The sequence below is a fragment of the Vibrio porteresiae DSM 19223 genome (assembly GCF_024347055.1).
Lineage (GTDB): Bacteria > Pseudomonadota > Gammaproteobacteria > Enterobacterales > Vibrionaceae > Vibrio > Vibrio porteresiae.
In genome coordinates this window covers 1,693,932-1,719,466 of the sequence record NZ_AP024895.1, presented here as the reverse complement: position 1 = coordinate 1,719,466, position 25,535 = coordinate 1,693,932, and the positions used below count along the sequence as shown (strand labels likewise).

Sequence of the window (25,535 nt, the reverse complement as noted above, 5' to 3'; positions counted from 1 at the left end):
TTACGCTTTAAACGACATCCCTAAGTTGGCCAATTGGTCGGCTTTACGCTGCACGTCGTTAGCCAGTTCGTAGACACTATTGGCATCGTTTAAGTTGCGGCCAGAGGCATCTTTAATGGTGGTTAAGTTTTCATTAATCTCTTTAGCCACCACACTTTGCTGCTCTGCTGCAGTCGAAATCTGGGTTGCGGCATCATCGATTATTCGCACAGCCTCAGATAAATCCGACACACTGGCTTTGGTATTGCTGGTATCTTCCACACAACTTTGTGCGGCTTTTTCTCCCGCTTGCATGGTTTTCTTCAACGTGGTGAGTGTGGAAACCACTTCTTTCATCGACGACTGAATCCCTTCGGTCGCTTTGTGGGTACGTTGACTCAGTGCGCGAACTTCATCGGCTACCACTGCAAAGCCTCGTCCCTGTTCACCCGCGCGCGCTGCTTCAATAGCGGCGTTAAGTGCCAGTAAGTTGGTTTGCTCAGCGACACCTTGAATTTCATTCATCACAGAATCAATCTGCTCGATTTTCTCGGCGAGCAGATCGGTAGCTGCTGCTGAATTGTTCACCTCATCGGCCAGATCAACCACTTTTGTCTCAGTAGAGTGAATATTCTTCATCACCATTTGGCACAGCTGTGATGCATTTCTTACTTGATCCGACGTTTGCGCACTGTTTCGAGCAACCTCGTGAATGGTAGCGACCATCTCTTCGACCGCCGTCGAAATTTTTTCAAGCTCTTCGGTCTGAACTTCGATGTTGTCCTGACTGTTTTTGGACAACTGCTGCATCTGCTTAACTTTACTGAGCAGTTCACGCCCACTGTCTAAGGTGCGCCCAACAATGGTCTTGACCTTGCCTTTTTGCATACGGATGTGAAATTCAGCGTTATTTTTGGGATGATCGCAGTAGATATAACGAGAAATACTGTCATACACCCCAGAGAGCTCCTCGTTGTAACGAGAGTTGGTGATGATGTCTCCATAGAACAAAACTATGTAGACAAACGGCAGTAGCACTGACAAATAAGGACTAACAAAAATGGTCCCCAATATCAGCACAATACTCGCGATAAGACTTAGAGTGAGCTTTGTCGATGCTTTGAAATCAAACAGGGGCATGGCACGTTGACCATTCAGTAGTTTGGCGTAAGCGACTTCAGCCCGTTTACGTATCGCAGGCGTTAGATTACGACGCACCGATTGATAGCCAACCAATTTACCGTTTTCATAGATGGGCGTAACAAACGCGTCCACCCAATAATAACGGCCGTCTTTACAGCGATTTTTAACCGCGCCTCGCCAGTTTTGCTCTTTCTTCAAATGATCCCACAAATCCTGAAACGCTTCTTTCGGCATCGAGGGATGTCGAACGATATTGTGGTTTTTATTCATTAACTCTTCGAGAGTAAACCCAGCTATACGACAAAACTCTTCGTTGGCATAAGTGATGTAACCACGGACGTCTGTCGTTGATACCAATTCCATGTCTTTAGGAAAAGATACTTCCTGATCGATGATTTGTTGATTTGTGTTATTCATACGCTCTTTACACCCTGTAAGGATATAAATAAGTGTAATCAAAGATATGCGCTTTGCTGCGAAAACAACAAAATTTTAGCTCTAGACCTTAAGGAGTAGAAAAAGCTGTGTAGGACATCATACTTTTTATGACAGGAGTGTAGAGTTGTTCGCAGAATAAATTCACTGAATTTATCTTTCATGAAAGGTTGTGCTATGCACTTTATGGCATTATACCCAAATAGCATTGCATACATAATTTAATCTATTGATATTTATAAATTAAATATAGTCATGCGCAATTTTAACGCTATTTGGGTATATTCATCAAAGCTATTTATTGACGTTTTTCCAACGTTTCCAAGACCATAACACCACACCACAGAAACAGACCGCGGCAAAGAAGGTCATCTCGTAATGCTTGATATTATGCAGGAATATTTCAACGGTATTGCCAAACAGATAGCCCAGTACACCGACAGCAATTGCCCAGATAAGCGCACCGATAACGTTAAGCACAATAAATCGCTGCGGAGGAACATTACTTGCGCCAATCAAAAATGGCGTCACCGTGCGTATACCGTACAAGAAACGAAAGCCCAAAATAAGCAAGATTTGGTGCTTATTTAATAAGTGAAATACTCGTGCGGATTTGGCTTTCCATTTCGGTCTTTTGTCGATAGCACTTTTGCCTTTCGCGCGGCCAATAAAATAGTACAGCTGGTCGCCAAACAAAGTGCCAGCAAACGCACTGACAATCACCCAAAACAGATCCAGATAACCGCGATGGGCAGCAAAGCCGCCTAAAACTAAGATGGTTTCCCCTTCAAAAAAGGTCCCGATGGCGACGGCTAGATACCCGTATTCCGCCACTAACTGCTGCAGAGACATGCTTACTACTCGATTGAAAAGGCAAATAACGCCTGAAGACACAATGGCAGTATACTGCCATTGAATGCGTTTCAGGTCATGATTTAACACCAATTTTTTAGAAATAATCGCTAAATCATTGAGCGTCTGGTTGATTTTCAGGCAATGCGCGTACAAAGGCGGGGTGTAGGCGTAGCTTTTCCGTAATACGGCAGATGATCGGATAGTCAGTCATATCCACATCAAAGCGCTCTGCATTATACACTTGTGGCACTAAACAAACGTCGAGCATAGTGACAGCGTCACCAAAGGCGTAATGTCCAGCACAGGCGACCAAACGGCTCTCCAAGGCACTAAATCCCGTATGTACCCAATGATGATACCAAGCCCCTTTTTGTTCCTGAGTAGCGCCAATGGGATTGGCAAGATAACGCAATACTCGCAAGTTATTAAGTGGATGAATATCACTGATGATGTCCTGCGCCATGGCAATCACTTGGTAACGATCATTGCCGCTAGGCAGTAACGCGGGTTTAGGAAACGCCTCTTCAAGATAGAGCATGATGGCCAAACTCTGATTCAATACCACGTCGTTATGCACAAAGACGGGCACTAACCCTGTTGGATTGAGCAGATGAAATTCGATCGGTTGCCCTTGACCTGTGAGCAGATTGACTGCCTTTTGTTGGTAGTCAATCTGCTTTAAGTTCAGAGCAATACGCACTCGATAGGCAGCAGAAGAACGCCAATAACTGTATAGCTCAATTTTGTCCATTTCAGCTTACCTCAACCACCTGTTGGTCAATTGCGCCAAAAATCGATTTTCCTTGGGTATCCAGCATTTCCAAACGAATACGATCGCCTGCGCGAAGAAACTCGGTATTCGCATGTCCATGCTGCAAAATCTCAATCATCCGCCTTTCTGCAATGCAGGAGTACCCTACACCACCATTGGCGACCAAACTGCTGTCATCTTCCGGTTGATGATTGGAAACCGTTCCCGACCCTAGAATCGTCCCCGCACATAAAGCGCGAGTTTTCGCTGCATGACAAATTAAATGAGGAAAATCGAAGGTCATATCGGTACCTGCGTTAGGCTGACCAAACACCGCACCATTTAGGGTGCTAATGAGTGGCAACATAACTCGCCTACCATCCCATGCTGGCCCGAGTTCATCCGGTGTCACCGCCACTGGGCTAAAAGAAGATGAAGGTTTGGATTGATAAAAACCAAATCCTTTCGCGATCTCGCCAGGAATCAACTCACGCAGGGAGACATCATTGACCAGCATCACCAACTTAATCGCTTTGGCTGCCTGCTCTACAGTGCACCCCATAGGCACGTCATCGGTAATCACCGCGATTTCAGCTTCAAAATCAAGACCCCACTTTGAGTTACGTAAGGGAATATTGTCGGTCGGAGCAAGAAAAGTATCACTGCCACCTTGGTAGATTAATGGATCGGTCCAGAAACTGGGGGGCATCTGTGCGCCCCGAGCTTTTCTAACAAGCTCAACATGATGGACATAGGCAGAGCAATCTGCCCAATGGTAGGCCCTTGGTAAGGGAGAGTGGCATTTTTTAGGATCGAAGCGCCCTGCATCGGGGCGTTTACCCGCATTTAAATTCTGATAAATCTCCTGGAGTCCCGGTCGCATTTTATCCCAATGATCCATCACCTCTTGTAATGAGTGGGCAATACCGGGGACCGCCACATAGCTTGCAAGATCGCGACTCACTACAATGAGCTGTCCGTCGCGGCGCGTGTTTTTCAAGGTTGCCAGTTTCATGTGTGCTCCTTAAGTCAGCGAACTTGCCAACTGTACACATAATCTTCTAATTCAACTTTCCTAGCTTGTGGCGTAAAACTGAGTGCATTTCGCGTATCGATCATCACCGCTACTTCATCAATAAAGGTAGCTGGCTCAGTTTGAGCTTTGTGATACGCCTTAGGATGTGGACCGTGGGTAAATCCAGCTGGATGAAAGGTCACCATCCCCGGATGAATATTGTCGCGACTAAAAAACTGACCATGATGATAAAAAAGCACTTCATCATAGTCGTCGTTGCTGTGGTAAAACGGCACTTTTAATGCTCCGGCATCAGACTCTACCGGCCTTGGAACAAAGGTACAGACAACGAAACCCTCTGCAACAAAGGTGGTATGCGCCGAGGGAGGTAAATGGTAACGGTGGGACATCAGTGGGCGAATGTCACGCCAGTTCAAACTCACCACGCTCAAATCTCCATGCCAGCCCACCGCATCGAGAGGATTAAACGGATAAGTGATGGTTGAAATCGTGTCACCACGTTTGACATAAACTAACGTGGTATGTTCGCTGTATTGATGGCGAAAAGCCTCATCAATGGCGGGCACCCGTAATATGGCAGGATCAAAAATCGCGTGACTGCCAACCAACCCTTTCTCTGGCAGCCCGAAGCGACCGCCACTGTTTTCAATCATCAAGATGGCAAGAGGCTGCTCTACTTCAATGCGCCAGATGGTACCACGCGGAATTAATACATAATCACCAGCGCTAAAGACCAGATGACCATAATCGCAAAACAGTGCGCCACTACCAGCATGGATAAACAAAAGCTCATCACCATCGGCGTTACGCACTAACGCATTCATTGATTGATTTAAATGCCAGAAGCGTATTTTGCACTGGGCGTTATGTAACAAAAGTGGCGCATGCCAAGGTGAACGGTGCTCAGAGTGACTCAATTTAGCCAAGTCAAATGCCCTTGGACGCAATTCTCCTTGCCACTCACTCCAACCCGTGGGGGCATGACGATGATGAAAGTGGGTCGCTGGGCCATAAAATCCATCACGCCCCGCCTCCCGTTCGAAGGTCTGCTCGGGAAAGTCGGCATGAGCCTGCTTTGAGCAGATGCCTTCTTGATGAGGATACCAGATTCGGTTAGGCATTATTAATCACCCCACGGCGGACCTGATCTTCTTCAATGGATTCAAACAGTGCGCGGAAATTGCCTTCACCAAATCCACTGTTGCCTTTGCGTTGAATAATTTCAAAAAAGACCGGACCAATCACCGTCTCGGTAAAAATCTGCAACAGGATACCGTCATTATCCGCATCACCATCGATGAGAATATTGAGTGACTTGAGCTTCTCGACATCTTCTTGGTGTTGGCTAATTCGCTTATCAATCAGGTCATAGTAAGTTTCTGGTGTCACCATAAAACGCATGCCTAATTTACGCAGCGTCTGCACCGATTGATAGATATTGTTGGTCGATAAGGCGATATGTTGAATCCCCTCACCGTTGTATTGACGAATAAATTCTTCGACTTGCGATTGATCATCACGTGATTCATTAATCGGGATACGAATTTTGCCACACGGAGAAGTCATAGCGCGGCTAAGTAGTCCCGTATACTTCCCTTCAATGTCGAAGTGGCGTATTTCGCGAAAGTTGCCGATGCGCTCATAGAATTCCGCCCACTCATCCATATGACCGCGCATCACATTGTGTGTCAGATGATCAACACAGAGTAACCCTGTATTCACCAGCGCAAGGCGTGCACGATAATCTGGATAAAAGACAAAGTCGACATCATAGATAGTATGTTCACCATAGCGGTCGACAAAATAAATCACGCTACCACCAATCCCCTCAATGGCGGGAATATTGAGCTCCATCGGACCGATTTCAGTTTTATGAGCATTGGCACCATGATTACAGGCGTAATCAAAAGCAGTGGCGGCATCGCGCACCCGAAATGCCATACCGCAAACCGAAGGACCATGCACAGTGGCAAATTCCATCGCTTGACTACGTGGCTGCGCATTGACGATAAATTGAATTTCGCCCTGTCGATAGAGCCAAGCTTCTTTGGAACGATGTTTGGCTATTTCAGCAAATCCCATTTGGGTAAATAATTTTTTTAGTGAACTAATTTGTTCGGGAGATGCTGCCGTATATTCGACAAACTCAAAACCATCGGTGCCTAAAGGGTTATCATCGAGTTTCATTTTTATACTCCTCACCGCGTCACTTAATAAGGCTGGAAGAGAAGTGAGAAAAAAGAAACATTTGCGCTACATTTATTTCCCGAGTGAATAAATACTAAATGGAAAAATTACTTTACACTCGTTTTTTTATTTTATAAATCCACATATAAACCAGTGTGTTAATAATTATTTTTCGTTGTAACTTGGCGAAATTTATATAAATCGATTACATAGTGCATTTGCTCTAACCTAATGGTCATACCACTTATAAGAGTAATCAAAATCATATTCAAATGCTTGGTTATGCATCATGTCTCGCTTATACTGCAATCCGACAAATTAGTTTCACAGATGAGACGAATGGATTCTAATGCGAATAAAAACAATCACCGTTAGACACAAGATAGTCAAACGGTTGCTTATGCTTTACTTATTGCCCATCCCTTTTTTACTATTACTCGGTTATTTCGAGGCGGTAAGTAGTATTCAAAATCAGTTAGTTACAATAGCTCAACAACGGGTTAGTAATATTGACACTTTCATCGGAAATATACACAAAACCAACCAGTCATTACTGAATAATCCGATTTATTGTGATGAGCTTCATCAGCAGTTTTTATTCGACTCCACTATTCGTGAACTGTTTTATGTAGAGAACGGCGAATTACTTTGCTCATCAAAACAAGGTCCTATGGCAGTTGATGTGAAGCGACTGCTGCACAATGGTCAGATGCGCACTATCGAACTGTTGGTGGATTTATTATCACGACCTGACATCACTACGTTATTAGTGGAAGATGCCCAACCAGGTAATCCTGACCGCGGTATTTTAACGTTTGTCAGCAATGAATATTTATTGGAAAAATTGCCCTTTCACACTGACGATCGTCTTGATGCTGTGACGCTCACTATTCGTGACCGAACTCTACCCGTTAATGCTCAAATGACGCACTCTCATTACTCTATCGTGTACGCATCACAACAATATGGCTACACCTTAACACTGGCACCAAGCTGGCGATTTGTGGGGCAGAATCTAACGCTATACCTCTTTAGCGCCCTATTGCTCTCTCTGGTACTGTCTAGCTTAGTGTTATTAACCTCTCTGTGGCTGCGCCACCGCCATGATTTGCTTGAAGAGCTCAAACGTGGGCTGCGTAAACATGAACTGTTTTTGGTCTATCAACCCATAGTTTCCAGTGATGACACAGCCTTACATGGCTTCGAAGCGTTGATTCGTTGGTTTAATCCCAAACACGGGTTCATCAGTCCAGAGCACTTTGTCAAAGTCGCTGAACACAGCGGTATCATCACCCGCTTAACGGAGTATGTTTTAGAGCAGGCGTGGGAAGATTGGAAAGGAATGCCCGAGCAAGAGTCGCTCCATTTAAGTATCAATGTCCCGCCAAGTTATCTTGAGCAAGCAGAAAACATTCAATTCTTGAAACGTTTTGCGGATAAGTTTGCCCAGAAAGGAATCCAGCTTGTGGCCGAAATCACCGAACGTCAGTTACTGGAACACGAAGGACAAAAAGTCCTGTCTGAGCTGCGCCAAGCTAAGATCCATGTCGCCATTGATGATTTTGGGATTGGTCGTACGGCGCTTTCTGTACTGCAAAACATCGAGTTTGATTATTTGAAAATCGACAAATGCTTCATTGATACCATAGGTATCGACTCTGGCAGTACGCCAGTGCTGAACTCCATCATCGATTTAGGTCACCGCCTCGACGTAGCAATGATCGCTGAAGGCGTGGAAACTCAGCAACAGTCGGATTATTTACAAAAATTGGATGTGGGATATCAGCAAGGCTATTTGCATTCACGCCCTATGGATATCGGTTCTGTCACTGAACATCTCCAAAAAGTCTCAATGCAAGACTCATAAGACGATAATCTCTAGCCAATAAAAAAATCGATGCTTACGCATCGATTTTTTTGCTCGTACGCTCGAAACGAGTGAGTAATCTACTGCTATCAAAGCCAAAATAACCCACCATAAAAATCAGAGCGACCAGTAGGTAATCTAAGGTAAATACAACCAACGACCAAACGCTGCTCGTGGTCACTAACGTAGCTAATCCCAACATTAATTGATGACCAGCAACCATCGTGATGGCTAATAGTCCTGCTTGACCAAGCGAGAGTGTGCGATCCTTCTCTTTCGCCAATACCATACCCACCGCAACAGCGAGCAGAATGGCTGACCACGCACGAAATCCTGGTGTTGGCCAAATGAAAGTGAGTAACAGTGTCACACCAAACAAACCCGTCCATAGCGGATAGCCATTCAATAACCGGTTCAAATCAAACTCTGAACGCTGTTCAAGTTGGTAGATATTCCACGCGACGATCATACCGAGAATGCCACCAAGCCACATATCAGTCAAAAACGCATTACCTGCAAAGAACTGAGCCAGTACCTGCCAAAAAATCACGCCAAGCAACACACTTAACCAATGAGGCCATTCAATGGTTTCGCGCTCCTGCCACAGCAAGAACCCCGCACAAGTCAAAATCGCGGTAATAATACAGGGTAAGCTATAGCCATAATCCATGATTTTCTGAATGGTCGGCAGATAGACATACGGCCTTGGACTGGCTAATGCTTGCTGCAATATCAGACACAAAATGGAGGTAAATGCCATACTAAAGAATAGCTTAAGCGTTATTTTTCGACCGAGAAAAACAAACAGCAATGGGAACACGATCATCGCCACAAGCGGGCTAGCAAACATATTGCCCATCAACAGTACACCGCTGATGAGTTTGCCCAGCCAATCGGGCATTGCCGTAACCCATGTCTGTACCGTTGCCATCCAATGCAACTCAACACGATTGGTCCACGGCGCAATCTGCATTAAATCGGTGACGCTGCGTATCTGCTGAGTACTGGCGTGATGAAAGAACGATTTGATTTGGGACCATTGTTTGGGAAAGCGATATTGATCGCTTGCAACACGCAACGGATTAATCAGCATTGCCCCAGATGTTTCCACTCCATAATGCGGCGCAACCCAAATAGGCAGGGTATGCCCGCCAATGCGGTTATCTGGAGCGTAAACTAAAAGGTCTGACTGACCGACACAATCAAACACCACTGCGGTTTCGGTAAAACCGAGAATATTGCCTACTTCGACAACAATCCCCGTCTCTTCCCATGTTTCCCGCTGCGCTGCTGTTCGCGCCGTTTCACCAGATTCAATGACACCGCCGGGTAAGGAGAGTTTTTTAGTGATGATTTCTCGTGTGACCACTAATTGATCGTCGGCGCGAATTAAACACAACGCGCCAGAACGTGCCTCGCTAGAAGGAGCAACTTCACCAGCTTGCACAACCGTAACGCTACCAAAGAGCATCACAGCAAAAACCACATAGAACAAACGCTGAAACACGTTAAGTTACCTACTGTAAGTCAATCTATTTAATTGACTTTCTCAACCAATGGATATGGTGCCCAAAGCCCATATCCTGATAAAAATCTTGTGCGCCAGTATTAAAATCCCATACTTCAACAAACAACTGTGTGACTCCATATTCTCGCATGGTCTGTTCTAAACGAGCACACAGTCGACTAGCGACCCCTTTACTTCGGTATTTCGGCACCACATATAACTCATCAATACTCCCCATCAGCACAGGTTTGCTGACAGTGGAAACGAGCTCACAAAAATGTCCGGTTGCAAAACCAATGACGGTCTCATCGGCTAAGGCGACATAAACTAAACACTCAGGATCGTCTAGATAGCGGGCGATGCTTTTTTCCTGTTCAATCTCTTCAGCGGTTTTAAAATGATCAGGGCATGCTTGGTGATGCTCATCATGGAGGGCAAACATCAGCTCATTGAGCTGTTCTAGATGCTGCGCTCGAGCACTTTTAAAATCGATTTGCGACATAATGACTGTGGCGCTCAATACCTATTATTGAGAAGGATTTTATAAGATAACTCAGTAAAAAAACATCATATTATTGGGTATTTATATGCGCTGCCTGCCAAGTTTGGCCTTTGATAGGGGTGTGGTTGAATAAAATATTGAACAGTGTGCATAAACTGTTCCATGTGACAATGTCACTTAAGTAACACTGTCACATCGGTCAGCGAGATTGAGCTATTTCGATTGTGTGTGAGTCAACTGCATAGCGAGCTCATCAAGACTGGTAGGATCATCAATGGTCGATGGAATAGCATACTCTTCCCCATCGGCTATTTGTCGGATCGAGCGCCGTAAAATTTTCCCTGAGCGCGTTTTCGGTAAACGTTTAACGACGATCGCTCGCTTAAAGCACGCCAATGGACCAATCGTGTCACGAACTCGGCTAATCAATTCTTGTTCGAGCTGAGCATCATCTAACGCCATGCTATCTTTGAGCACCACTAAACCAAGCGGCAGTTGCCCTTTGAGTTCATCATGAACGCCCACAACGGCACATTCCGCTACGGCATTGTGCTCACCTAAAATCGCTTCCATTTCTCCGGTTGATAAGCGATGGCCCGCCACGTTAATGACATCGTCCATGCGTCCCATGATGAAGAGGTAACCCTGTTCATCACGATAGCCGCCATCACCAGAGACGTAATAACCGGGAAACTGCTGCAAATAACCCGCTTCAAATCGTTCATGATTGCCCCAGATGGTGGGCAAGCAGCCCGGTGGGAGTGGCCGTTTTAACGCCACATACCCTTGCACATGGCTTGTCACCGCCACGCCCTGCTCATTTAAAATCTCGACATTAAATCCCGGCATCGGCTGAGTCGCAGAACCGGGCTTCACCGGCAGCTCTTCAATACCCAATGGGTTCGATGCAATGGCCCAACCGGTTTCGGTTTGCCACCAATGATCCACCACGCGTTTATTGGTCATACTACTGACCCACTCATAAGTGGCTGGATCGAGTCTCTCGCCAGCCATAAAGATGCTATTAAGCGCACTCAAATCATAAGGTTGGATGTAATGGCCCTGCGGATCTTCTTTTTTGATCGCGCGAAACGCTGTTGGAGCAGAAAAGAGGATGGTCACTTGGTGTTCGGCGCATACGCGCCAAAAAGCGCCAGGATCAGGCGTTTTCACTGGCTTACCTTCATAGAGCAACGTCGTACAACCATGAATTAACGGCCCATAAACAATGTAGGAATGCCCAACCACCCAGCCCACATCCGATGCCGCCCAAAACACTCCATCTTGCGGTTGGTTGTACACCGCCGTCATGGAATATTTGAGTGCCACCGCATGTCCACCATTGTCACGCACTACCCCTTTGGGTTTGCCGGTGGTGCCAGATGTGTAAAGGATATAGAGCGGATCGGTTGCGAGCACCGGCACACAAGCGTGTGGCAGAGCTTTGGCGATGGCTTGGTGCCAGTCGATATCGCGCTGAGGATGGATATCACATGGTTTTTCTTTACGCTGCAGGACCACTACTTTGGCTGGCTTATAGCGACTTTCCAAAATGGCGCGATCCACCAACGGCTTGTAACCAATCACTTTATTGACTTCTAAACCGCAAGAGGCCGTGAGCACCACTTTCGGTTTGGCATCTTCAATCCGAATAGCGAGCTCATTGGGAGCAAAACCACCAAACACCACTGAATGAATTGCGCCAAGACGCGCACATGCGAGCATCGCCATCACCGCTTCGGGCACCATCGGCATATAGATGACCACGCGATCGCCTTTTTTAACGCCAAGACTGGCCAACATTCCCGCCACCAGAGCCACCTGGTCACGCAATTGTAGGTAGGTAAAGCGCTGTTTGGTGGCAGTCAGTGGTGAATCGTAAATCAGCGCAGTACGCTCACCACGGCCCTGCTCACAATGATAATCAAGCGCTAGCCAACAGGTGTTCATCACGCCATCACTAAACCAGCGCTCAATCCCCAAACGGTCAGGTTGCATGGCGACAGTCGGAGCGTGAAACCAATCCAATTGCTTGGCTTGATCCAACCAAAAACCGTCTGAATCTGTCTGCGCGCGAATAAACTCTCGCTCATAGCTGAACATACTCGTCTCCTATGCAATACCCAATGGGTTGGGATTTAACTCATGATCGCCTTGCTCTTGTTCATTGCTCTACCTGAACCCATGTTTAAATTGGTTCAGTTGGGGTCATCCATATCGGTTAATTCATCTGCCAATGCTGCATAAACTCGTTAACGGCAAGCGTTCCTAATTGTGCTGACTGGCACAAAGCCATTAGTTTACTCGCCTGAGCTTGCGGATAACGGGTGCGCAAATTGCGTTCAAATTTGCCCAGTAATACTGGGATGCCCTCTTCGCGCCGCGCTCGATGACCAATCGGATACTCCACTGCCACTTTCTTAGTGCTCGTACCATCACGAAACACCACACGAATCGCATTAGCAATAGATCGTTTGGCTGGATCTAAATAGTCTTGGCTGTAACCTTTGTCTTCCTCAATCACCATGCACTGGCGCAGCTTATCGATGCGAGCATCGCTGAGATGGAAGCCATCCTCATAGTGTTCAGCCACCAGATCGCCATACAGTAAGGGCACCGCAATCATGTACTGTAAACAGTGGTCGCGATCTGCGGGGTTAGCTAAATCTCCCACTTTGGAGATGATGCGAATTGCCGATTCGTGAGTGGTGACTTCAATACGATCAATCTCAGCGATTCTCTCTTTTACGAGTGGATGCAGTTTCACGGCACACTCCACCGCGGTTTGCGCGTGAAACTCCGCTGGATAAGAGATCTTAAACAGCACATTTTCCATCACATAGCTGGAAAATGGCTGATCTACTTTAAATTGATGACCTTTAAACAGCACATCGTAATAACCCCACTTAGGTGCACTGAGAACAGTTGGTATGCCCATTTCCCCTTTCATGGTGATCATCGCCAGTCGCACCGCTCGTGAGGTAGCATCGCCTGCTGCCCACGATTTACGCGATCCAGCATTCGGTGCGTGGCGGTAAGTGCGCAGCGCGCCACCATCAGCCCAAGCTTGAGAAAGTGCATCCACAATCTGATCGCGCGTACCGCCCAAGAGGTGAGTCGCGACCGCGGTAGAGGCCACGCGAACCAGCAATACGTGATCAAGTCCAACCCGATTAAAACTGTTGTGCAGTGCCAAAATCCCCTGAATTTCATGGGCTTTCACCATCGCCACCAGCACATCCTGCATGGTCAAAGGCGCTTTGCCATTAGCCACAGCGACACGGCTTTGATAATCCGCCACCGCTAAAATGGCACCTAAATTGTCTGATGGATGCCCCCACTCAGCTGCCAGCCAAGTATCGTTAAAATCGAGCCAACGAATGATGCAGCCGATATTAAATGCCGCAGTCACAGGGTCCAATTCATAAGCGGTTCCAGGTACTCGCGCGCCGTGCAGCACAGTTGTACCAGGGACCAAAGGGCCAAGATGCTTAGTACATTCAGGAAAACGCAGAGCCAGTAACCCGCAACCTAGCGTATCCATTAAGCAGTGCTGGGCGGTTTGCAAGGCGAGCGATGATGTGATTGGGGTATTAACCACATAATCGGCGATTGTTACCAGTAACTGATCCGGCGCTTGGCGCTCATTGACATCAACATTGTGACTCATACCCACTCCTTTTCCTGTTCGTTTTCCATCGTCACTGACTATGGGATTAGACAACCACTTAACATTGATTACGTTGATTCATCGGTAACCAAGCCCTTGGTTCTGGCCCTTCGTAATCGGCACTTGGGCGAATAATGCGGTTATTCGCTCGCTGCTCCATAACGTGCGCGCCCCAGCCAGTTAAACGGCTCATCACAAAAATCGGGGTAAACAGCTCAGTGGGTATGCCCATAAAATGGTAAGCCGAGGCGTGATAAAAATCGGCGTTACAAAAGAGGTCTTTCTCGCGCTTCATCACTTGCTCTACCCGCTCTGATACAGCAAACAGTGTGTTATCTCCCACCGCATGAGCCAGTTGCCGCGACCACTCTTTAATAATCACGTTGCGGGGATCGCTCTCACGATAAATGGCATGACCAAAGCCCATGACCTTCTCTTTGGCCGCGAGCATCGCCATTAATCCAGCTTCTGCCTCATCAGGAGATGACCATTTGGCTAACATCTCCATCGCGGCTTCGTTGGCGCCGCCATGCAAAGGGCCGCGTAGCGTGCCAATCGCAGCAGCCACACAAGAGTGAATGTCCGATAAGGTTGAAGCGCATACTCTTGCGGCAAAGGTTGAAGCGTTAAATTCATGTTCTGCATACAAAATCAGCGAGCAATGCATCACTTGGCGAAACTGTTCACTCGGCGCATCATCTTTTAAAAGCTTGAGAAAATAGCCGCCCAATGTGCGTTCAGTGCGATCAAACGTATCAATGCGCACCCCATTGTGCACAAAACGAAACCAGTAACAGATCATGGCAGGAAACGTGGCCAACATGCGCTCTAATGCCTGCCCTTGATCTTGAAAACTGTGCTCTGTTTCTACGCATCCGAGCATTGAACACCCAGTGCGCATCACATCCATGGGATGAGCACTAGCAGGCAAACGTTCAAGGACTTCGCACACGGCTTGAGGTAAGCCACGCAGTGACAATAATCGGTTTTCAAACGCACGTAACTCTGACTCGTTTGGCAAATGCCCTATCAACAGTAAATGAGCTACCTCTTCAAAACTGGCATTGTGCGCGAGATCGGCAATGTCATAGCCGCGATAGGTTAACCCTGTCCCCGATTTGCCTACCGTACAAAGTGAGGTTGATCCGGCGCTTTGACCACGTAATCCCGCGCCACTTAGGGTTTTATGGGCAACGGATTTTGATTCAGACATGATCTGTCTCCTAGCTGTTCTCTGTATCTGATTGGCGAAAGAGCTCATCTAACTTCTCTTCATACTGGTGATAGCCCAGATGCTGATAAAGCTCGTTGCGAGTTTGCATGGTGTCTAGCAGAGCTTGCTGATGTTCATGCTCAAGTAAGTGCTGATACACATTTTCAGCGGCGCGATTCATTGCGCGAAAAGCGCTCAAGGGATACAGCGCCATGGACACTTGCACCCTCGCCAACTCAGAGCGAGAGAACAGTGGCGTCTGACCAAATTCGGTGATGTTTGCTAAGATGGGAATCTTGCGGCCTAATTCACTGTGCAGTGTTGCTTCTAACTGCTGGTACTGTTTAAGTTCAGTAAACGCTTCGGGAAACAGCATATCCGCTCCGGCCTCAACATAATCAATACAGCGTTGGATTGCAGCATCCATGCCTTCGCTCGCCAATGCATCGGTACGCGCCATAATCACAAAATCCTCGTCATAGCGCGCATCGACCGCGGCACGAATGCGATCCACCATTTCGCCACAAGGCACAATGGCCTTATTGGGGCGGTGTCCACAGCGTTTTTGTGCGACCTGATCCTCAATGTGTACAGCAGCGGCTCCCGCTTTTTCCAGTGATTTAATGGCGCGAGCAATATTAAATGCCCCGCCAAATCCAGTATCGATATCCACCAGCAGTGGCAGTTGGCAGGCTTGTGTAATACGTTCCACATCAATCAACACATCATTTAACGTGGTGATGGCTAAATCGGGAAGTCCGTAAGAAGCGTTAGCGACTCCTGCGCCGGAAAGATAAATCGCGTGATGGCCCACATGCTCGGCCATCATAGCGGTATACGCATTTATGGTGCCGACGATAGGCAAAGGGTGATGCTGTTTTACGGCCAATCTAAAACGTTGTCCTGGTGTCTCCATGGTCATAGGCTCCCTACAGATGACTCATTGGTGTGAGGTAAATCGAACTGCTGTTCAATCAACAATCGACTTCCCGAAATATGGCGGCGCATTAACAACTCTGCGAGTTCTTCATCGCCTTGACGAATAGCTCGGAGAATGCCCAAGTGTTCCTGCAATGCTTCTTGCGGGGCACTGCGATAGCGCGGCGATTGATAACGATACATGCGCAGCAGATGATAAAGCTCATCACAGAGCAACAACTTAAGCTGACCATTACGACTGGCCTGAATGATGCGGTAATGAAAATCGAAATCCCCTTGCTGATGGAAGTAGGAGGCTCCCGATACATTGACAATATGTTCGCCGTGCGCTTTCAGTAACGCTTCCAGTGCTTGTACTTCATCAAGAGTGATATGCCTTGCGGCAAGACGCGCAGCCATTCCCTCTAGGGCTTCGCGCACTGCGTACAGCTCTACCAAGCGATGCAAAGAAAGTTCGATAACTTTGGCACCCACATGAGGGATTCGCTCAATCAGACCTAGGGCTTCAATGCGCATTAAGGCTTCCCGCAGCGGACCGCGGCTGACGCCTAAACGGCGGGATAAATCAGGTTCAGAGATCTTGCTCCCACTGGGCAGCTCGCCTTCAACGATGGCTTCAATCAGATAAGCAGTGAGGTTTTCCGATTTGGTCGGCTCTTTCACGTTGAGTGTGCCTAATTTGGATAGCCAACTTCTGTTTTCCATTCCCATCCCTGCTCATTGATATTTTGCATATGAACTGACATTAGCCATGAACTACGACAATTCCTAGGGGATTGTCGACAATGTAGACCAATGTCTAGAGCTGATAAGAGACAAACAAAAAAGGGAAATTTATAACAAACTGAATTTAATGTTCTTATTTGTAAATTGGTGAAATATGTCAGGTCAATCACGCCCAAGACGTTAGACAATTGTCGACACTTACAGCAAATACACCGTAATTTGTCAGCTTAACTTTGAGAGTGATTGAGCACACTCTGTGAAAAATAATCCTTTTGGGTTCTTGGCGTAACATTTTTTTAACCTACACTGAGCCTTGTAGGTCAAGCTAGGGTTATAACGATTACAACAGGTGAATTGGCTTTCATTGTTCAACACTAAAGGACAAGACCAATGTTGAAGCGACTTACGTTACTTTTAGCGACAACGCTGCTTGCTGTCACTTTTTCGATTAGCGCGCAACCTGTAGCCTCAGTACATTTTCTCATTCCCGGTGGTGCTGGGGGTGGTTGGGACTTGACTGCTCGCGGTACGGGAGATGTCTTGTTAAAGGCGGGCTTAGCCGAAAAAGTCTCCTATCAAAACTTATCCGGTGGCGGTGGTGGTAAAGCCATCGCTCATTTAGTTGAAACGGCGGACCGCCAAGAGGACACCTTAATGGTGAACTCAACCCCGATTGTGTTGCGTTCCCTTGCTGGCGTGTTTCCGCAATCTTTTCGTGATTTAACTCCAGTCGCAGCCACCATTTCAGATTTTGGCGCTCTGGTCGTCGCCGCTAATAGTCCTTATCACTCTTGGCCAGAGGTAGTGACGGCGTTCAAAAAGAACCCTCGCGCGATTAAAGTAGCGGGGGGTTCAGCTCGCGGCAGCATGGATCATCTGGTTGCAGCGGCGGCATTTAAGGGCCACGGACAAGATCCTCGTGAAGTCCGTTACATCGCCTATGATGCCGGCGGCAAAGCATTAGCGTCATTACTCTCTGGAGAAACTCAGCTTCTCTCCACCGGATTTAGCGAAGTCGTGCAACTGGCAGCCAGCGGACAAGTGCGCATTTTGGCGATCACTTCCCCTACACGCGTTGCTGTAGCGCCCGATATTCCAACCCTAAACGAATTTGGTAACCGCTTTGTCTTTGCTAACTGGCGTGGTTTCTTTGCCGCTCCTGGGGTCGACAGTGCCAAAGTTGATGAGTGGGTAGCAATGCTAAAAGCCATGTACGCAACCAAAGAGTGGCAACAAGTGCGTGATCGCAATGGGTGGATTGATTCGTTTAAAGCCAAGGGCGAATTTGAACAATTTCTCTACGCTCAAGAAGATGAGATGCGGGCTCTGATGAAAGAGTTAGGCTTTTTGCAATAGTACACCAAGCAGTATTACACCAAGAGGTTTGCTGTCGCTAACGAGTTAACTTCTTAAAATCTAAGAGTGATAACAAGATGTACCACCATGCACTCCATGTGCATGGTGGATTGTAGACAACTGACATTCGTCTATTTCGCAAAGGAAGGACACTATGCCAGATTCACCCTCTCACCGACTATCGTTACTCAATCGCGATCGCATCGCTGCACTGCTCTTTTTGCTGTTGTGTCTCTACTACCGTTGGCAAACTGAGCACATCATGATTCTTCCTGGTGATGAACTTGAACCGTTCACTGCGCGAACCGTGCCTAAATTTCTTGCCTATACAGGCATGGTACTCGCTCTGTTACTCCTCTTTTCTCGCTCCGACAAAGAACAGCTCGCTACCCCATTTCGGATGCATTGGCCACGACTCATTGGTTTTCTTGTATTGATGTTGCTCTATGGTTTAGGGCTGAGCTATTTAGGTTTCATTGTTGCGACCAGTCTATTTCTGATGTTGAGTTTTTATCTTTTAGGTGAACGTCGCTCAACCATTTTATGGGGAGCCTCATTTCCCTTTGTCATCGCCTTTTACTGGCTGTTAACACATGGATTGGGCGTCTATTTGGAGTCCGGTTCGATATTTCAGATGTAGTCAGGAGCAACACCATGATTGACGGTATCTTGCAAGGCTTAATCACTGCCTCAACACCATTTAACCTAATGATGGTGACACTTGGCTGCTTTATCGGCACATTTATTGGCATGTTGCCGGGGCTTGGCCCAATCTCAGCCATTGCCCTAATGCTACCTATCACCTACGGTATTGACCCCGCATCAGGCTTAATCTTGATGTCGGGTGTTTATTACGGTGCTGTGTTTGGTGGTTCAACGTCGTCGATTTTGATTAACGCTCCAGGGTGCTCTTCAACGGTGGTGACTGCGTTTGACGGTTATCCGATGACCTGTAAAGGGCAATCAGGCAAAGCCTTGGCGCTCGCCGCCTACGCCTCTTTCACCGGCGGGACCCTTTCCGCCATCATGTTACTGGTTGCCGCCCCTGCGCTAGCGACTGTTTCACTCAGCTTTCAATCTTCCGATTACTTTGCCTTAATGCTGCTTGGTTTATCTGCCGTCGCTGCATTTGCTGGAAAGGGGCAGATCCTGAAAGCTTGGATGATGGCAATCTTTGGTTTGATGCTTTCCACCGTGGGGATTGATAAGGGCATCGGCGTTGAACGCTTTACCTTTGGCGTCAATGATTTGATGGATGGTTTTAGCTTTTTATTGTTAGCCATGGCGACGTTCGCCATGTGTGAAACCTTGATTAGCTTGATGCAGAGTAACCATCACACCGTTCAATCCGATAACGATATCCAACACATCACCAGCACTAAAGTTACGAGCAAAGAAGTTCGGGAAGTCGCTCCAGTTGCCGTTCGCTCCTCGCTGTTAGGCTTTGTCGTCGGGATTTTACCTGGTGCGGGTGCAACCATTGCCGCCTTTTTGAGCTATGGCCTAGAGCGCCATTTAGCCAATGAAGAGCAACAAAAGGCCTTTGGTAAAGGCTCTATTCGTGGCTTAGTCGCACCTGAGGCCGCTAACAACGCCGCGTCCACCGGGTCATTTGTGCCGCTACTGACATTGGGTATTCCAGGTTCAGGGACAACGGCTATCATGCTTGGCGCCTTAATCGCCTACGGTATTCAGCCAGGACCACAGATGTTTCATGAACATCCAGAGGTCTTTTGGTCAGTGATCATTTCCATGTATTTAGGTAATGCGATTTTGTTGGTACTTAACCTGCCACTCATTCCTTATTTAGCGAGAATTTTGATGGTGCCGCGCACCGTATTGCTCCCTATGATTCTGTTTTTCTCAATGACTGGAGTCTATTTGGTCTCGTTTAATACCATGGACATTTACGTCATGGTTGCGGTGAGTGCGATTGCTCTTGCGCTGCGTATGGCGCACTTTCCCCTCGCGCCAATGCTGCTCGGTTTTATATTAGGTGGATTAATGGAAGAGAACCTACGTCGAGCCTTGATGATATCGGATGGTGATTTGAATTTCTTGTGGTGTCGCCCGTTAACCCTGAGCTTTACCCTTGGGGCGGTATTGATCGCCATCTCCCCCATCATTAAAGGGATGAGATCTCGTCAGCGTACGAACTAAAAATGGATTACCTCACGAAAACCGTGTAATCCATCGAGGGCTTTTTCAAATATTATTTGAAAGTGATTTTAATAACATCGCTTTTTCTATGGATATACCTCAGGTAAGGTAGCACCCTCAACTACCACTAAGGATGTATTCATGGATATTACTGCACACGCTAAAGCGCGCTACTCTACAAAAGCTTTCGATTCTTCAAAACGCTTAAGCGAAGAGCATGTCCAAGCCATTAAAGAGCTAGTGCGCCTTAGCCCTTCAAGTGTGAACTCTCAACCTTGGCACTTCGTGCTAGCAAGCACCGAACAAGGTAAACAAGCGATTGCTAAGTCTGCTGCAGAAAAATACGTGTTTAACGAAGCAAAAATTCTTAATGCTTCTCACGTGTTGGTTCTGTGCGCCAAAACCAATATCGACAACGATTACTTGCTAAAAGTATTAGATCTTGAAGACAAAGCAGGTCGTTTTGCCACTGCTGAGGCCAAACAAGGCGGCCACAACGGTCGTTCATTCTTCACCAATATGCATCGCTATGATCTGAAAGACGAAAAACATTGGATGGAAAAGCAAGTGTATATCGCACTTGGCACCCTACTACTAGGCGTATCCACCATGGGCGTTGACGCTGTGCCAATTGAAGGTTTTGACGCAAAAGTACTTGATACTGAGCTTGGTCTACGTGAACAAGGTTATACCAGCCTAGTGATCGTTCCACTGGGTTATCACAGTGAACAAGACTTTAACGCAAAATTGCCAAAAGCGCGTTGGGCTGAAGAAGACGTATTCACGGAGATCTAATGGCGACTGTGCATGTATTTGCCGAGATTAAGGCGAGCGAAGGTTACGAAAGAGAGTTGGAAAGCGCACTGTGTGGGTTACTAGAACCATCACGAGAAGAGCTGGGTTGCTGCCAATTCGAACTGTACCGAGACAAATCTGTTTCTGATGTGTTTATCTTACAAGAAGTTTGGATTTCCCAACGCTCGTTAGATTTGCATATGGAGTCAGACCACTTTCAGTCTTTCTTAACATCCATTCAAGAAAATCAGTGGGTTGAATACATCACTCCGCGCACACTTAACTTTTTAGGCTAACCCGTTTCCCCCATAGCCAGTTAGCTAAACAGTTAAACCGACAAGAGGCGTGTAGTGATGGTCACCGTACACCTCTTGCTAATGACTTCCGTGAAGGGCGAATCGCCGATTTGGTGATTCGCCCTTTTCATTTGCGCGTCAATGTGATGAGATCGGTCTCCTTACCCAAAACGAGACAACCCCATGAAAGCGTTGAATGATTTGTATATTTTTGTTGAAACGGCCAAACACGGCAGTTTTTCCAAAGCAGCTCATGGGTTAGAGGTCACACCGGCAGCGATTAGCGCCGCCATCAAACGTTTAGAAACTCAGCTGGATGTCGCTCTCTTCATTCGTTCCACTCGCAGTTTACGCCTGACCAGTGAAGGCGAAATGTTGCTCGACAAAGCGACCATTGCATTAAAAACCATTCAAGAAGGCATTGACCAAATTTCTCAAACCCAAGGGGAAATTGGTGGCAACATCGTCATGTCTGCTCCATCGGATTTTGGGCGTAATCTCTTATTGGGTTGGCTTAACGAATTTTCCGAAATTTATCCTAATATCACGGTGAGTTTGGAATTGGCAGACAGTGTCAGCAATCTCTATAACCAACCAATTGATATTGCGATTCGCTATGGAGTCCCACCCGATTCGCGTTTAGTGGCATTACCGCTCTGTACGCGTAATCGCCGTATCGCCTGTGCTACCCCAACCTATCTGGATAAGCGTCCGCCAATTCGTGAGCCCAATGATCTTATTGAACACAACTGCCTATGCTTTCAATTAACCAACACCATGGATAACCACTGGTCATTTATGCGAGAAGGCGATTCAGAAACGGTGATCGTTAAAGGCCATTTTTCAGCCAATGATGGGGATGCGGTGCACCGCTGGGCACTAATGGGTAAAGGGGTAATTTATAAGTCCATTTTGGATACTGCTCATGACTTGAAAGAGCAACGTTTAAAACCCCTGCTCCTGGATTGGAAAACCGAACCTTGTCCTATTTATATGGTGTGTGTCGATCGACGCGTGCTCAATCCGACCACCCATGCGCTACACCAATTTCTACGTACCAAATGTGAACAGCACCTGCAAGATGCAGAGCAATTTCTCACCGAGCATTACTATTCTCAGATGGCCTAACTCTTTGTTGAGTATTCGTTAAATCGCTATGATTGGAGTGTTTACTTAATAGCGATGATGGGTGTAACGCTCTCCCTTCAATCAAAACATACGCAATCGATTGCACTCCGTGTGCCGTCTGCGTTGAGATTAACGCCACTCTTCTACACCCAAACTGCTCTGACCAGTAAAAATATTCAGCAAACCATAAGGTTACATTTTGTGGTTAAAATCACTTTTTGGTACCAATCAGGCTAAGAAAAATGCCAAATTATTCACATGAATTTCTATTAATATCATGATAAATAGAACAATTTATGTGTTCTTATGCGCACAAACATTTAATTTAATTTTAACTAAATTAGCACAATATTAATTGGCTCTATTTTTTAACGCCAGCATAACACTCTACAATGCTTTACCTAGGCAATGTTTTATTGTGTAATCGGCCTCTTGACACTTTCATGACTTTGACTTTAACGGACTAAAAAATGGACAACACACCCTCTTCTATTAAACGTGGGCCTTGGGCACGCTTAGCACTATGGAAAAAAATCCTCGTCGGTATGGTGCTTGGTGTTATCGTCGGCGCTTTAATGGGACCGGATGCTGCGCTACTTAAACCTATTGGTACGCTGTTTATTAATGCGATCAAAATGTTGATCGTGCCTTTGGTGTTCTGCTCACTGGTTGTGGGTATCACCTCAATGAAAGACACCCGCAAGATGGGTCGTATCGGTGGTAAAGCTCTGATTCTTTACATGGTCACTACAGCAGTCGCTATCGCTATCGGTCTTGCTTTGTCAGCCATTATTCAACCGGGCGCGGGTCTTAATATGACCTCATCGCACGCAACTGATGCGAAAGATGCTCCCGCTTTGATTCAAACTCTACTTAGCATGATTCCGCAAAACCCAATTCAAGCACTGGCAGCAGGTAACATTCTGCAAATCATTGTGTTTGCGATTGGTTTAGGTGTTTCACTGGTACTTATCGGCGAAGAAAAAGCAGCGCCAGCAGTGAAAGTGTTTAACAGCCTAGCAGAAGCCATGTACAAACTGACTGAGATCGTGATGGCATTTGCTCCTTACGGTATCTTTGGTTTGATGGCTTGGGTTGCCGGAACTTACGGTCTAGACGTACTACTACCGCTTATCAAAGTGATTGGCGCTGTTTACATCGGTGCGCTCATTCACATCGTTGTGTTCTACTCAGGTACGTTGACTGTGTTGGGTCGCCTAAATCCAATGCGTTACCTAAAAGGCATTACCAACCCAGCTGCGGTTGCATTCACTACGTCAAGTAGCTCGGGTACATTGCCAGCGACCATCAAGGCTTCACGTCAAGAGATGGGGGTTTCTGAAGGTGTCTCTGGTTTTGTATTGCCACTGGGTGCGACCATCAACATGGACGGTACAGCGCTTTACCAAGGTGTGTGTGCACTATTTATCGCACAGGCATTTGGTATTGATCTTTCAACAGCCGATTACCTCACTATCATCTTGACGGCCACTTTGGCATCGATTGGTACGGCAGGTGTTCCAGGCGCAGGTTTGATCATGCTCTCTTTGGTATTGAGCACCGTTGGTCTTCCAATTGAAGGTCTTGCTATCGTTGCTGGTATCGACCGTATTCTCGATATGGCGCGCACCACAGTGAACATTTGTGGCGACATGATGGTTGCGGTTCTCGTTGCGAAAAGCGAAGGTGAACTGGACCAAGAAGTCTACGACGCAGCGTAATCTCACGCTACGGCACGCTCTAAGTTGCCAAGTTCTCGTTAACAGCCAATGACCAAACCGATGATCATTGGCTTACGTGATAGACAAAAAGCCAATCCCGAGGGATTGGCTTTTTCTTTGTCTTGCTATTGGTCTTTTTGACGACAGTTCAATTGGCATTGACTCAACGAGTCACACCGTAATAGCCGAACGAGCTATTCGTGCGTACCTAATTTCACTTTACCGTCAGAGTGAAACCATAAGGTTTCTTTGCGGCGACGGGCGAGCAAAATTGGGCCATCATCATAGAACAAGAAGTTCTTCCAATGACGTTTAAAGATTTGCCATTTGGTTTCGATGATGTTGTATTTCTCATAACAGAAGTACACAGTAACATCATCTTGCCAATCAAGATGCGCTAGCACGGCAGATGGCATATCCGGTTCATCACTTTCCCATTCAGCCATCCAATCGATCTCATCGCGCCAGCACTCTTTTTTACGTGGCCAGTCCGTTGAGCTTAGACGTTCTGAATCAGGGCTTTGCGCACTGATATTATCTTTCCAAAACTGAGCAGCACGCTGCGCAGACATAGGTTTAATTTGCTCCAAATCCTCTGCAGGAACGGGCATAGATTGATGAGTGAAAATCCACTTTCTTTGGTATTGATCCAAAGGCAAATACGACATGCAATGTTCTCTAAACTTTAAGCCAGCCGTTGTCGGCAGCTTGATCTATCATCTGTTGCGCTTGGGTCCACAACGCAGTTGAACCGTCAGCAATCCGACGATTCATAGTGAGTACCTGTTCCTTGGTCACACCGTTTTCTATCCAACTTTGACCCTGATTATGAAAATTCAGCATCATCGGAATAAAACGATCGAGTGCTTTAGCAAAGCGAGCTTCGGCGGTTTCAGCAGACTCAAACTCTTGCCACAATTGAAGTAACGCATCGCCCTGCTCTTTTGGCAATAGGCCAAAAAGGCGCTGCGCTGCAACCCGCTCTTTCGCTTCTTGCTCTAAACTCGCCGCCGCATCATAAAGAAAAGTGTCACCGGCATCAATTTCAACGATATCGTGCAGCAGCAACATCTTAATCACTTTATCAATCGCAACGGGCTGATTCGCATGCTGCTCCATAAGCAGTGCCATGGTCGCGACATGCCAGGAATGCTCCGCACTGTTCTCTTGACGATTACCAGCACTGGCAACCTTAGTCCGACGTTCAACGCGCTTTAACTGGTCAAGTTCCAGTACCAGTGCCAATTGCTGTGCTAAGCTTGAATCCAA

General features: G+C 46.8%; 23 protein-coding genes. 8 read left to right on the top strand and 15 right to left on the bottom strand.

All coding sequences use genetic code 11. From position 1 onward, the window contains the following. The 6 genes from OCV11_RS07865 to hppD form a co-directional block, all read right to left on the bottom strand. Positions 1-1,539, bottom strand: a complete 1,539-nt coding sequence (locus OCV11_RS07865; RefSeq protein ID WP_261896101.1) for a methyl-accepting chemotaxis protein — start codon at positions 1,537-1,539, stop codon at positions 1-3. A 312-nt stretch (positions 1,540-1,851) separates the two neighbouring features. After that, complete coding sequence (locus OCV11_RS07860) at positions 1,852-2,409, bottom strand: DedA family protein (RefSeq protein WP_261896100.1); 558 nt, start codon at positions 2,407-2,409, stop codon at positions 1,852-1,854. A gap of 115 nt (positions 2,410-2,524) precedes the next feature. Continuing rightward, entirely contained in the window at positions 2,525-3,163 is a 639-nt protein-coding gene (gene maiA, locus OCV11_RS07855; protein ID WP_261896099.1) for a maleylacetoacetate isomerase, read from the bottom strand. A gap of 1 nt (position 3,164) precedes the next feature. Next, positions 3,165-4,178, bottom strand: coding sequence for a fumarylacetoacetate hydrolase family protein (locus tag OCV11_RS07850; RefSeq protein WP_261896098.1), 1,014 nt, complete (start codon positions 4,176-4,178; stop codon positions 3,165-3,167). A 14-nt stretch (positions 4,179-4,192) separates the two neighbouring features. After that, entirely contained in the window at positions 4,193-5,320 is a 1,128-nt protein-coding gene (locus OCV11_RS07845) for a homogentisate 1,2-dioxygenase (protein ID WP_261896097.1), read from the bottom strand. Continuing rightward, positions 5,313-6,386, bottom strand: coding sequence for a 4-hydroxyphenylpyruvate dioxygenase (gene hppD / locus OCV11_RS07840; protein ID WP_261896096.1), 1,074 nt, complete (start codon positions 6,384-6,386; stop codon positions 5,313-5,315). The genes OCV11_RS07845 and hppD overlap by 8 nt, the downstream gene beginning before the upstream one ends. 349 nt (positions 6,387-6,735) lie before the next feature. Between hppD and OCV11_RS07835 the strand changes: the two genes are divergently transcribed. Then, complete coding sequence (locus tag OCV11_RS07835) at positions 6,736-8,253, top strand: EAL domain-containing protein (RefSeq protein ID WP_315972747.1); 1,518 nt, start codon at positions 6,736-6,738, stop codon at positions 8,251-8,253. Between the two features lie 34 nt (positions 8,254-8,287). Here the strand turns inward: OCV11_RS07835 and OCV11_RS07830 are convergent, their stop codons facing one another. The 7 genes from OCV11_RS07830 to OCV11_RS07800 form a co-directional block, all read right to left on the bottom strand. Next, positions 8,288-9,760, bottom strand: coding sequence for a bifunctional NUDIX hydrolase/phosphatase PAP2 family protein (locus tag OCV11_RS07830; RefSeq protein ID WP_261896093.1), 1,473 nt, complete (start codon positions 9,758-9,760; stop codon positions 8,288-8,290). Between the two features lie 25 nt (positions 9,761-9,785). Continuing rightward, a complete protein-coding gene (locus OCV11_RS07825; protein WP_261896091.1) occupies positions 9,786-10,262 on the bottom strand; it encodes a GNAT family N-acetyltransferase in 477 nt (158 codons plus the stop codon). 213 nt (positions 10,263-10,475) lie between these two features. Then, positions 10,476-12,365, bottom strand: a complete 1,890-nt coding sequence (locus tag OCV11_RS07820; RefSeq protein WP_261896090.1) for a propionyl-CoA synthetase — start codon at positions 12,363-12,365, stop codon at positions 10,476-10,478. A 118-nt stretch (positions 12,366-12,483) separates the two neighbouring features. Beyond that, the gene (locus OCV11_RS07815) at positions 12,484-13,932 is read right to left on the bottom strand and encodes a bifunctional 2-methylcitrate dehydratase/aconitate hydratase (protein ID WP_261896088.1); all 1,449 of its coding nucleotides are present in this window, start codon (positions 13,930-13,932) and stop codon (positions 12,484-12,486) included. Positions 13,933-13,990: 58 nt separating this feature from the next. Further along, complete coding sequence (gene prpC, locus OCV11_RS07810; RefSeq protein ID WP_261896087.1) at positions 13,991-15,145, bottom strand: bifunctional 2-methylcitrate synthase/citrate synthase; 1,155 nt, start codon at positions 15,143-15,145, stop codon at positions 13,991-13,993. A 10-nt stretch (positions 15,146-15,155) separates the two neighbouring features. Beyond that, entirely contained in the window at positions 15,156-16,067 is a 912-nt protein-coding gene (prpB, locus tag OCV11_RS07805) for a methylisocitrate lyase (RefSeq protein WP_261896086.1), read from the bottom strand. After that, positions 16,064-16,789, bottom strand: coding sequence for a GntR family transcriptional regulator (locus tag OCV11_RS07800; protein WP_261896085.1), 726 nt, complete (start codon positions 16,787-16,789; stop codon positions 16,064-16,066). The genes prpB and OCV11_RS07800 overlap by 4 nt, the downstream gene beginning before the upstream one ends. Before the next feature lie 411 nt (positions 16,790-17,200). On the opposite strand from OCV11_RS07800, the gene OCV11_RS07795 reads away from it, so the two are divergent. The 7 genes from OCV11_RS07795 (at position 17,201) to OCV11_RS07765 (ending at position 24,266) form a co-directional block, all read left to right on the top strand. Continuing rightward, positions 17,201-18,166: a tripartite tricarboxylate transporter substrate binding protein gene (locus tag OCV11_RS07795; protein ID WP_261896084.1), complete on the top strand. Its 966-nt coding sequence runs from the start codon at positions 17,201-17,203 to the stop codon at positions 18,164-18,166. Between the two features lie 154 nt (positions 18,167-18,320). After that, positions 18,321-18,806, top strand: a complete 486-nt coding sequence (locus OCV11_RS07790) for a tripartite tricarboxylate transporter TctB family protein (RefSeq protein WP_261896083.1) — start codon at positions 18,321-18,323, stop codon at positions 18,804-18,806. Positions 18,807-18,820: 14 nt separating this feature from the next. Beyond that, positions 18,821-20,326 (top strand): tripartite tricarboxylate transporter permease, encoded by a 1,506-nt coding sequence (locus OCV11_RS07785; protein WP_261896082.1) that lies wholly within the window; start codon positions 18,821-18,823, stop codon positions 20,324-20,326. 141 nt (positions 20,327-20,467) lie between these two features. Beyond that, positions 20,468-21,121, top strand: coding sequence for an oxygen-insensitive NAD(P)H nitroreductase (gene nfsB / locus OCV11_RS07780; RefSeq protein WP_261896080.1), 654 nt, complete (start codon positions 20,468-20,470; stop codon positions 21,119-21,121). Then, positions 21,121-21,417 carry a putative quinol monooxygenase gene (locus OCV11_RS07775; RefSeq protein WP_261896079.1) on the top strand — a complete coding sequence of 99 codons (297 nt, stop codon included), beginning with the start codon at positions 21,121-21,123 and terminating at the stop codon, positions 21,415-21,417. The genes nfsB and OCV11_RS07775 overlap by 1 nt, the downstream gene beginning before the upstream one ends. Before the next feature lie 183 nt (positions 21,418-21,600). Then, entirely contained in the window at positions 21,601-22,545 is a 945-nt protein-coding gene (locus OCV11_RS07770) for a LysR family transcriptional regulator (protein ID WP_261896078.1), read from the top strand. A gap of 470 nt (positions 22,546-23,015) precedes the next feature. Further along, the gene (locus OCV11_RS07765; protein ID WP_261896077.1) at positions 23,016-24,266 is read left to right on the top strand and encodes a dicarboxylate/amino acid:cation symporter; all 1,251 of its coding nucleotides are present in this window, start codon (positions 23,016-23,018) and stop codon (positions 24,264-24,266) included. A gap of 194 nt (positions 24,267-24,460) precedes the next feature. Here the strand turns inward: OCV11_RS07765 and OCV11_RS07760 are convergent, their stop codons facing one another. Both OCV11_RS07760 and OCV11_RS07755 read right to left on the bottom strand, forming a co-directional pair. Further along, the gene (locus OCV11_RS07760; protein WP_261896075.1) at positions 24,461-24,934 is read right to left on the bottom strand and encodes a DUF2947 domain-containing protein; all 474 of its coding nucleotides are present in this window, start codon (positions 24,932-24,934) and stop codon (positions 24,461-24,463) included. Positions 24,935-24,944: 10 nt separating this feature from the next. After that, positions 24,945-25,535, bottom strand: a complete 591-nt coding sequence (locus OCV11_RS07755) for an HD domain-containing protein (protein ID WP_261896074.1) — start codon at positions 25,533-25,535, stop codon at positions 24,945-24,947.

Bases quoted from the DNA above. Each gene is read 5' to 3' on its own strand.
- OCV11_RS07865 (WP_261896101.1), bottom strand. From the start codon at position 1,539: ATGAATAACACAAATCAACAAATCATCGATCAGGAAGTATCTTTTCCT.
- OCV11_RS07860 (WP_261896100.1), bottom strand. From the start codon at position 2,409: ATGTCTCTGCAGCAGTTAGTGGCGGAATACGGGTATCTAGCCGTCGCC.
- maiA (WP_261896099.1), bottom strand. From the start codon at position 3,163: ATGGACAAAATTGAGCTATACAGTTATTGGCGTTCTTCTGCTGCCTAT.
- OCV11_RS07850 (WP_261896098.1), bottom strand. From the start codon at position 4,178: ATGAAACTGGCAACCTTGAAAAACACGCGCCGCGACGGACAGCTCATT.
- OCV11_RS07845 (WP_261896097.1), bottom strand. From the start codon at position 5,320: ATGCCTAACCGAATCTGGTATCCTCATCAAGAAGGCATCTGCTCAAAG.
- hppD (WP_261896096.1), bottom strand. From the start codon at position 6,386: ATGAAACTCGATGATAACCCTTTAGGCACCGATGGTTTTGAGTTTGTC.
- OCV11_RS07835 (WP_315972747.1), top strand. From the start codon at position 6,736: ATGCGAATAAAAACAATCACCGTTAGACACAAGATAGTCAAACGGTTG.
- OCV11_RS07825 (WP_261896091.1), bottom strand. From the start codon at position 10,262: ATGTCGCAAATCGATTTTAAAAGTGCTCGAGCGCAGCATCTAGAACAG.
- OCV11_RS07820 (WP_261896090.1), bottom strand. From the start codon at position 12,365: ATGTTCAGCTATGAGCGAGAGTTTATTCGCGCGCAGACAGATTCAGAC.
- OCV11_RS07815 (WP_261896088.1), bottom strand. From the start codon at position 13,932: ATGAGTCACAATGTTGATGTCAATGAGCGCCAAGCGCCGGATCAGTTA.
- prpC (WP_261896087.1), bottom strand. From the start codon at position 15,145: ATGTCTGAATCAAAATCCGTTGCCCATAAAACCCTAAGTGGCGCGGGA.
- prpB (WP_261896086.1), bottom strand. From the start codon at position 16,067: ATGACCATGGAGACACCAGGACAACGTTTTAGATTGGCCGTAAAACAG.
- OCV11_RS07800 (WP_261896085.1), bottom strand. From the start codon at position 16,789: ATGGAAAACAGAAGTTGGCTATCCAAATTAGGCACACTCAACGTGAAA.
- OCV11_RS07795 (WP_261896084.1), top strand. From the start codon at position 17,201: ATGTTGAAGCGACTTACGTTACTTTTAGCGACAACGCTGCTTGCTGTC.
- OCV11_RS07790 (WP_261896083.1), top strand. From the start codon at position 18,321: ATGCCAGATTCACCCTCTCACCGACTATCGTTACTCAATCGCGATCGC.
- OCV11_RS07785 (WP_261896082.1), top strand. From the start codon at position 18,821: ATGATTGACGGTATCTTGCAAGGCTTAATCACTGCCTCAACACCATTT.
- nfsB (WP_261896080.1), top strand. From the start codon at position 20,468: ATGGATATTACTGCACACGCTAAAGCGCGCTACTCTACAAAAGCTTTC.
- OCV11_RS07775 (WP_261896079.1), top strand. From the start codon at position 21,121: ATGGCGACTGTGCATGTATTTGCCGAGATTAAGGCGAGCGAAGGTTAC.
- OCV11_RS07770 (WP_261896078.1), top strand. From the start codon at position 21,601: ATGAAAGCGTTGAATGATTTGTATATTTTTGTTGAAACGGCCAAACAC.
- OCV11_RS07765 (WP_261896077.1), top strand. From the start codon at position 23,016: ATGGACAACACACCCTCTTCTATTAAACGTGGGCCTTGGGCACGCTTA.
- OCV11_RS07760 (WP_261896075.1), bottom strand. From the start codon at position 24,934: ATGTCGTATTTGCCTTTGGATCAATACCAAAGAAAGTGGATTTTCACT.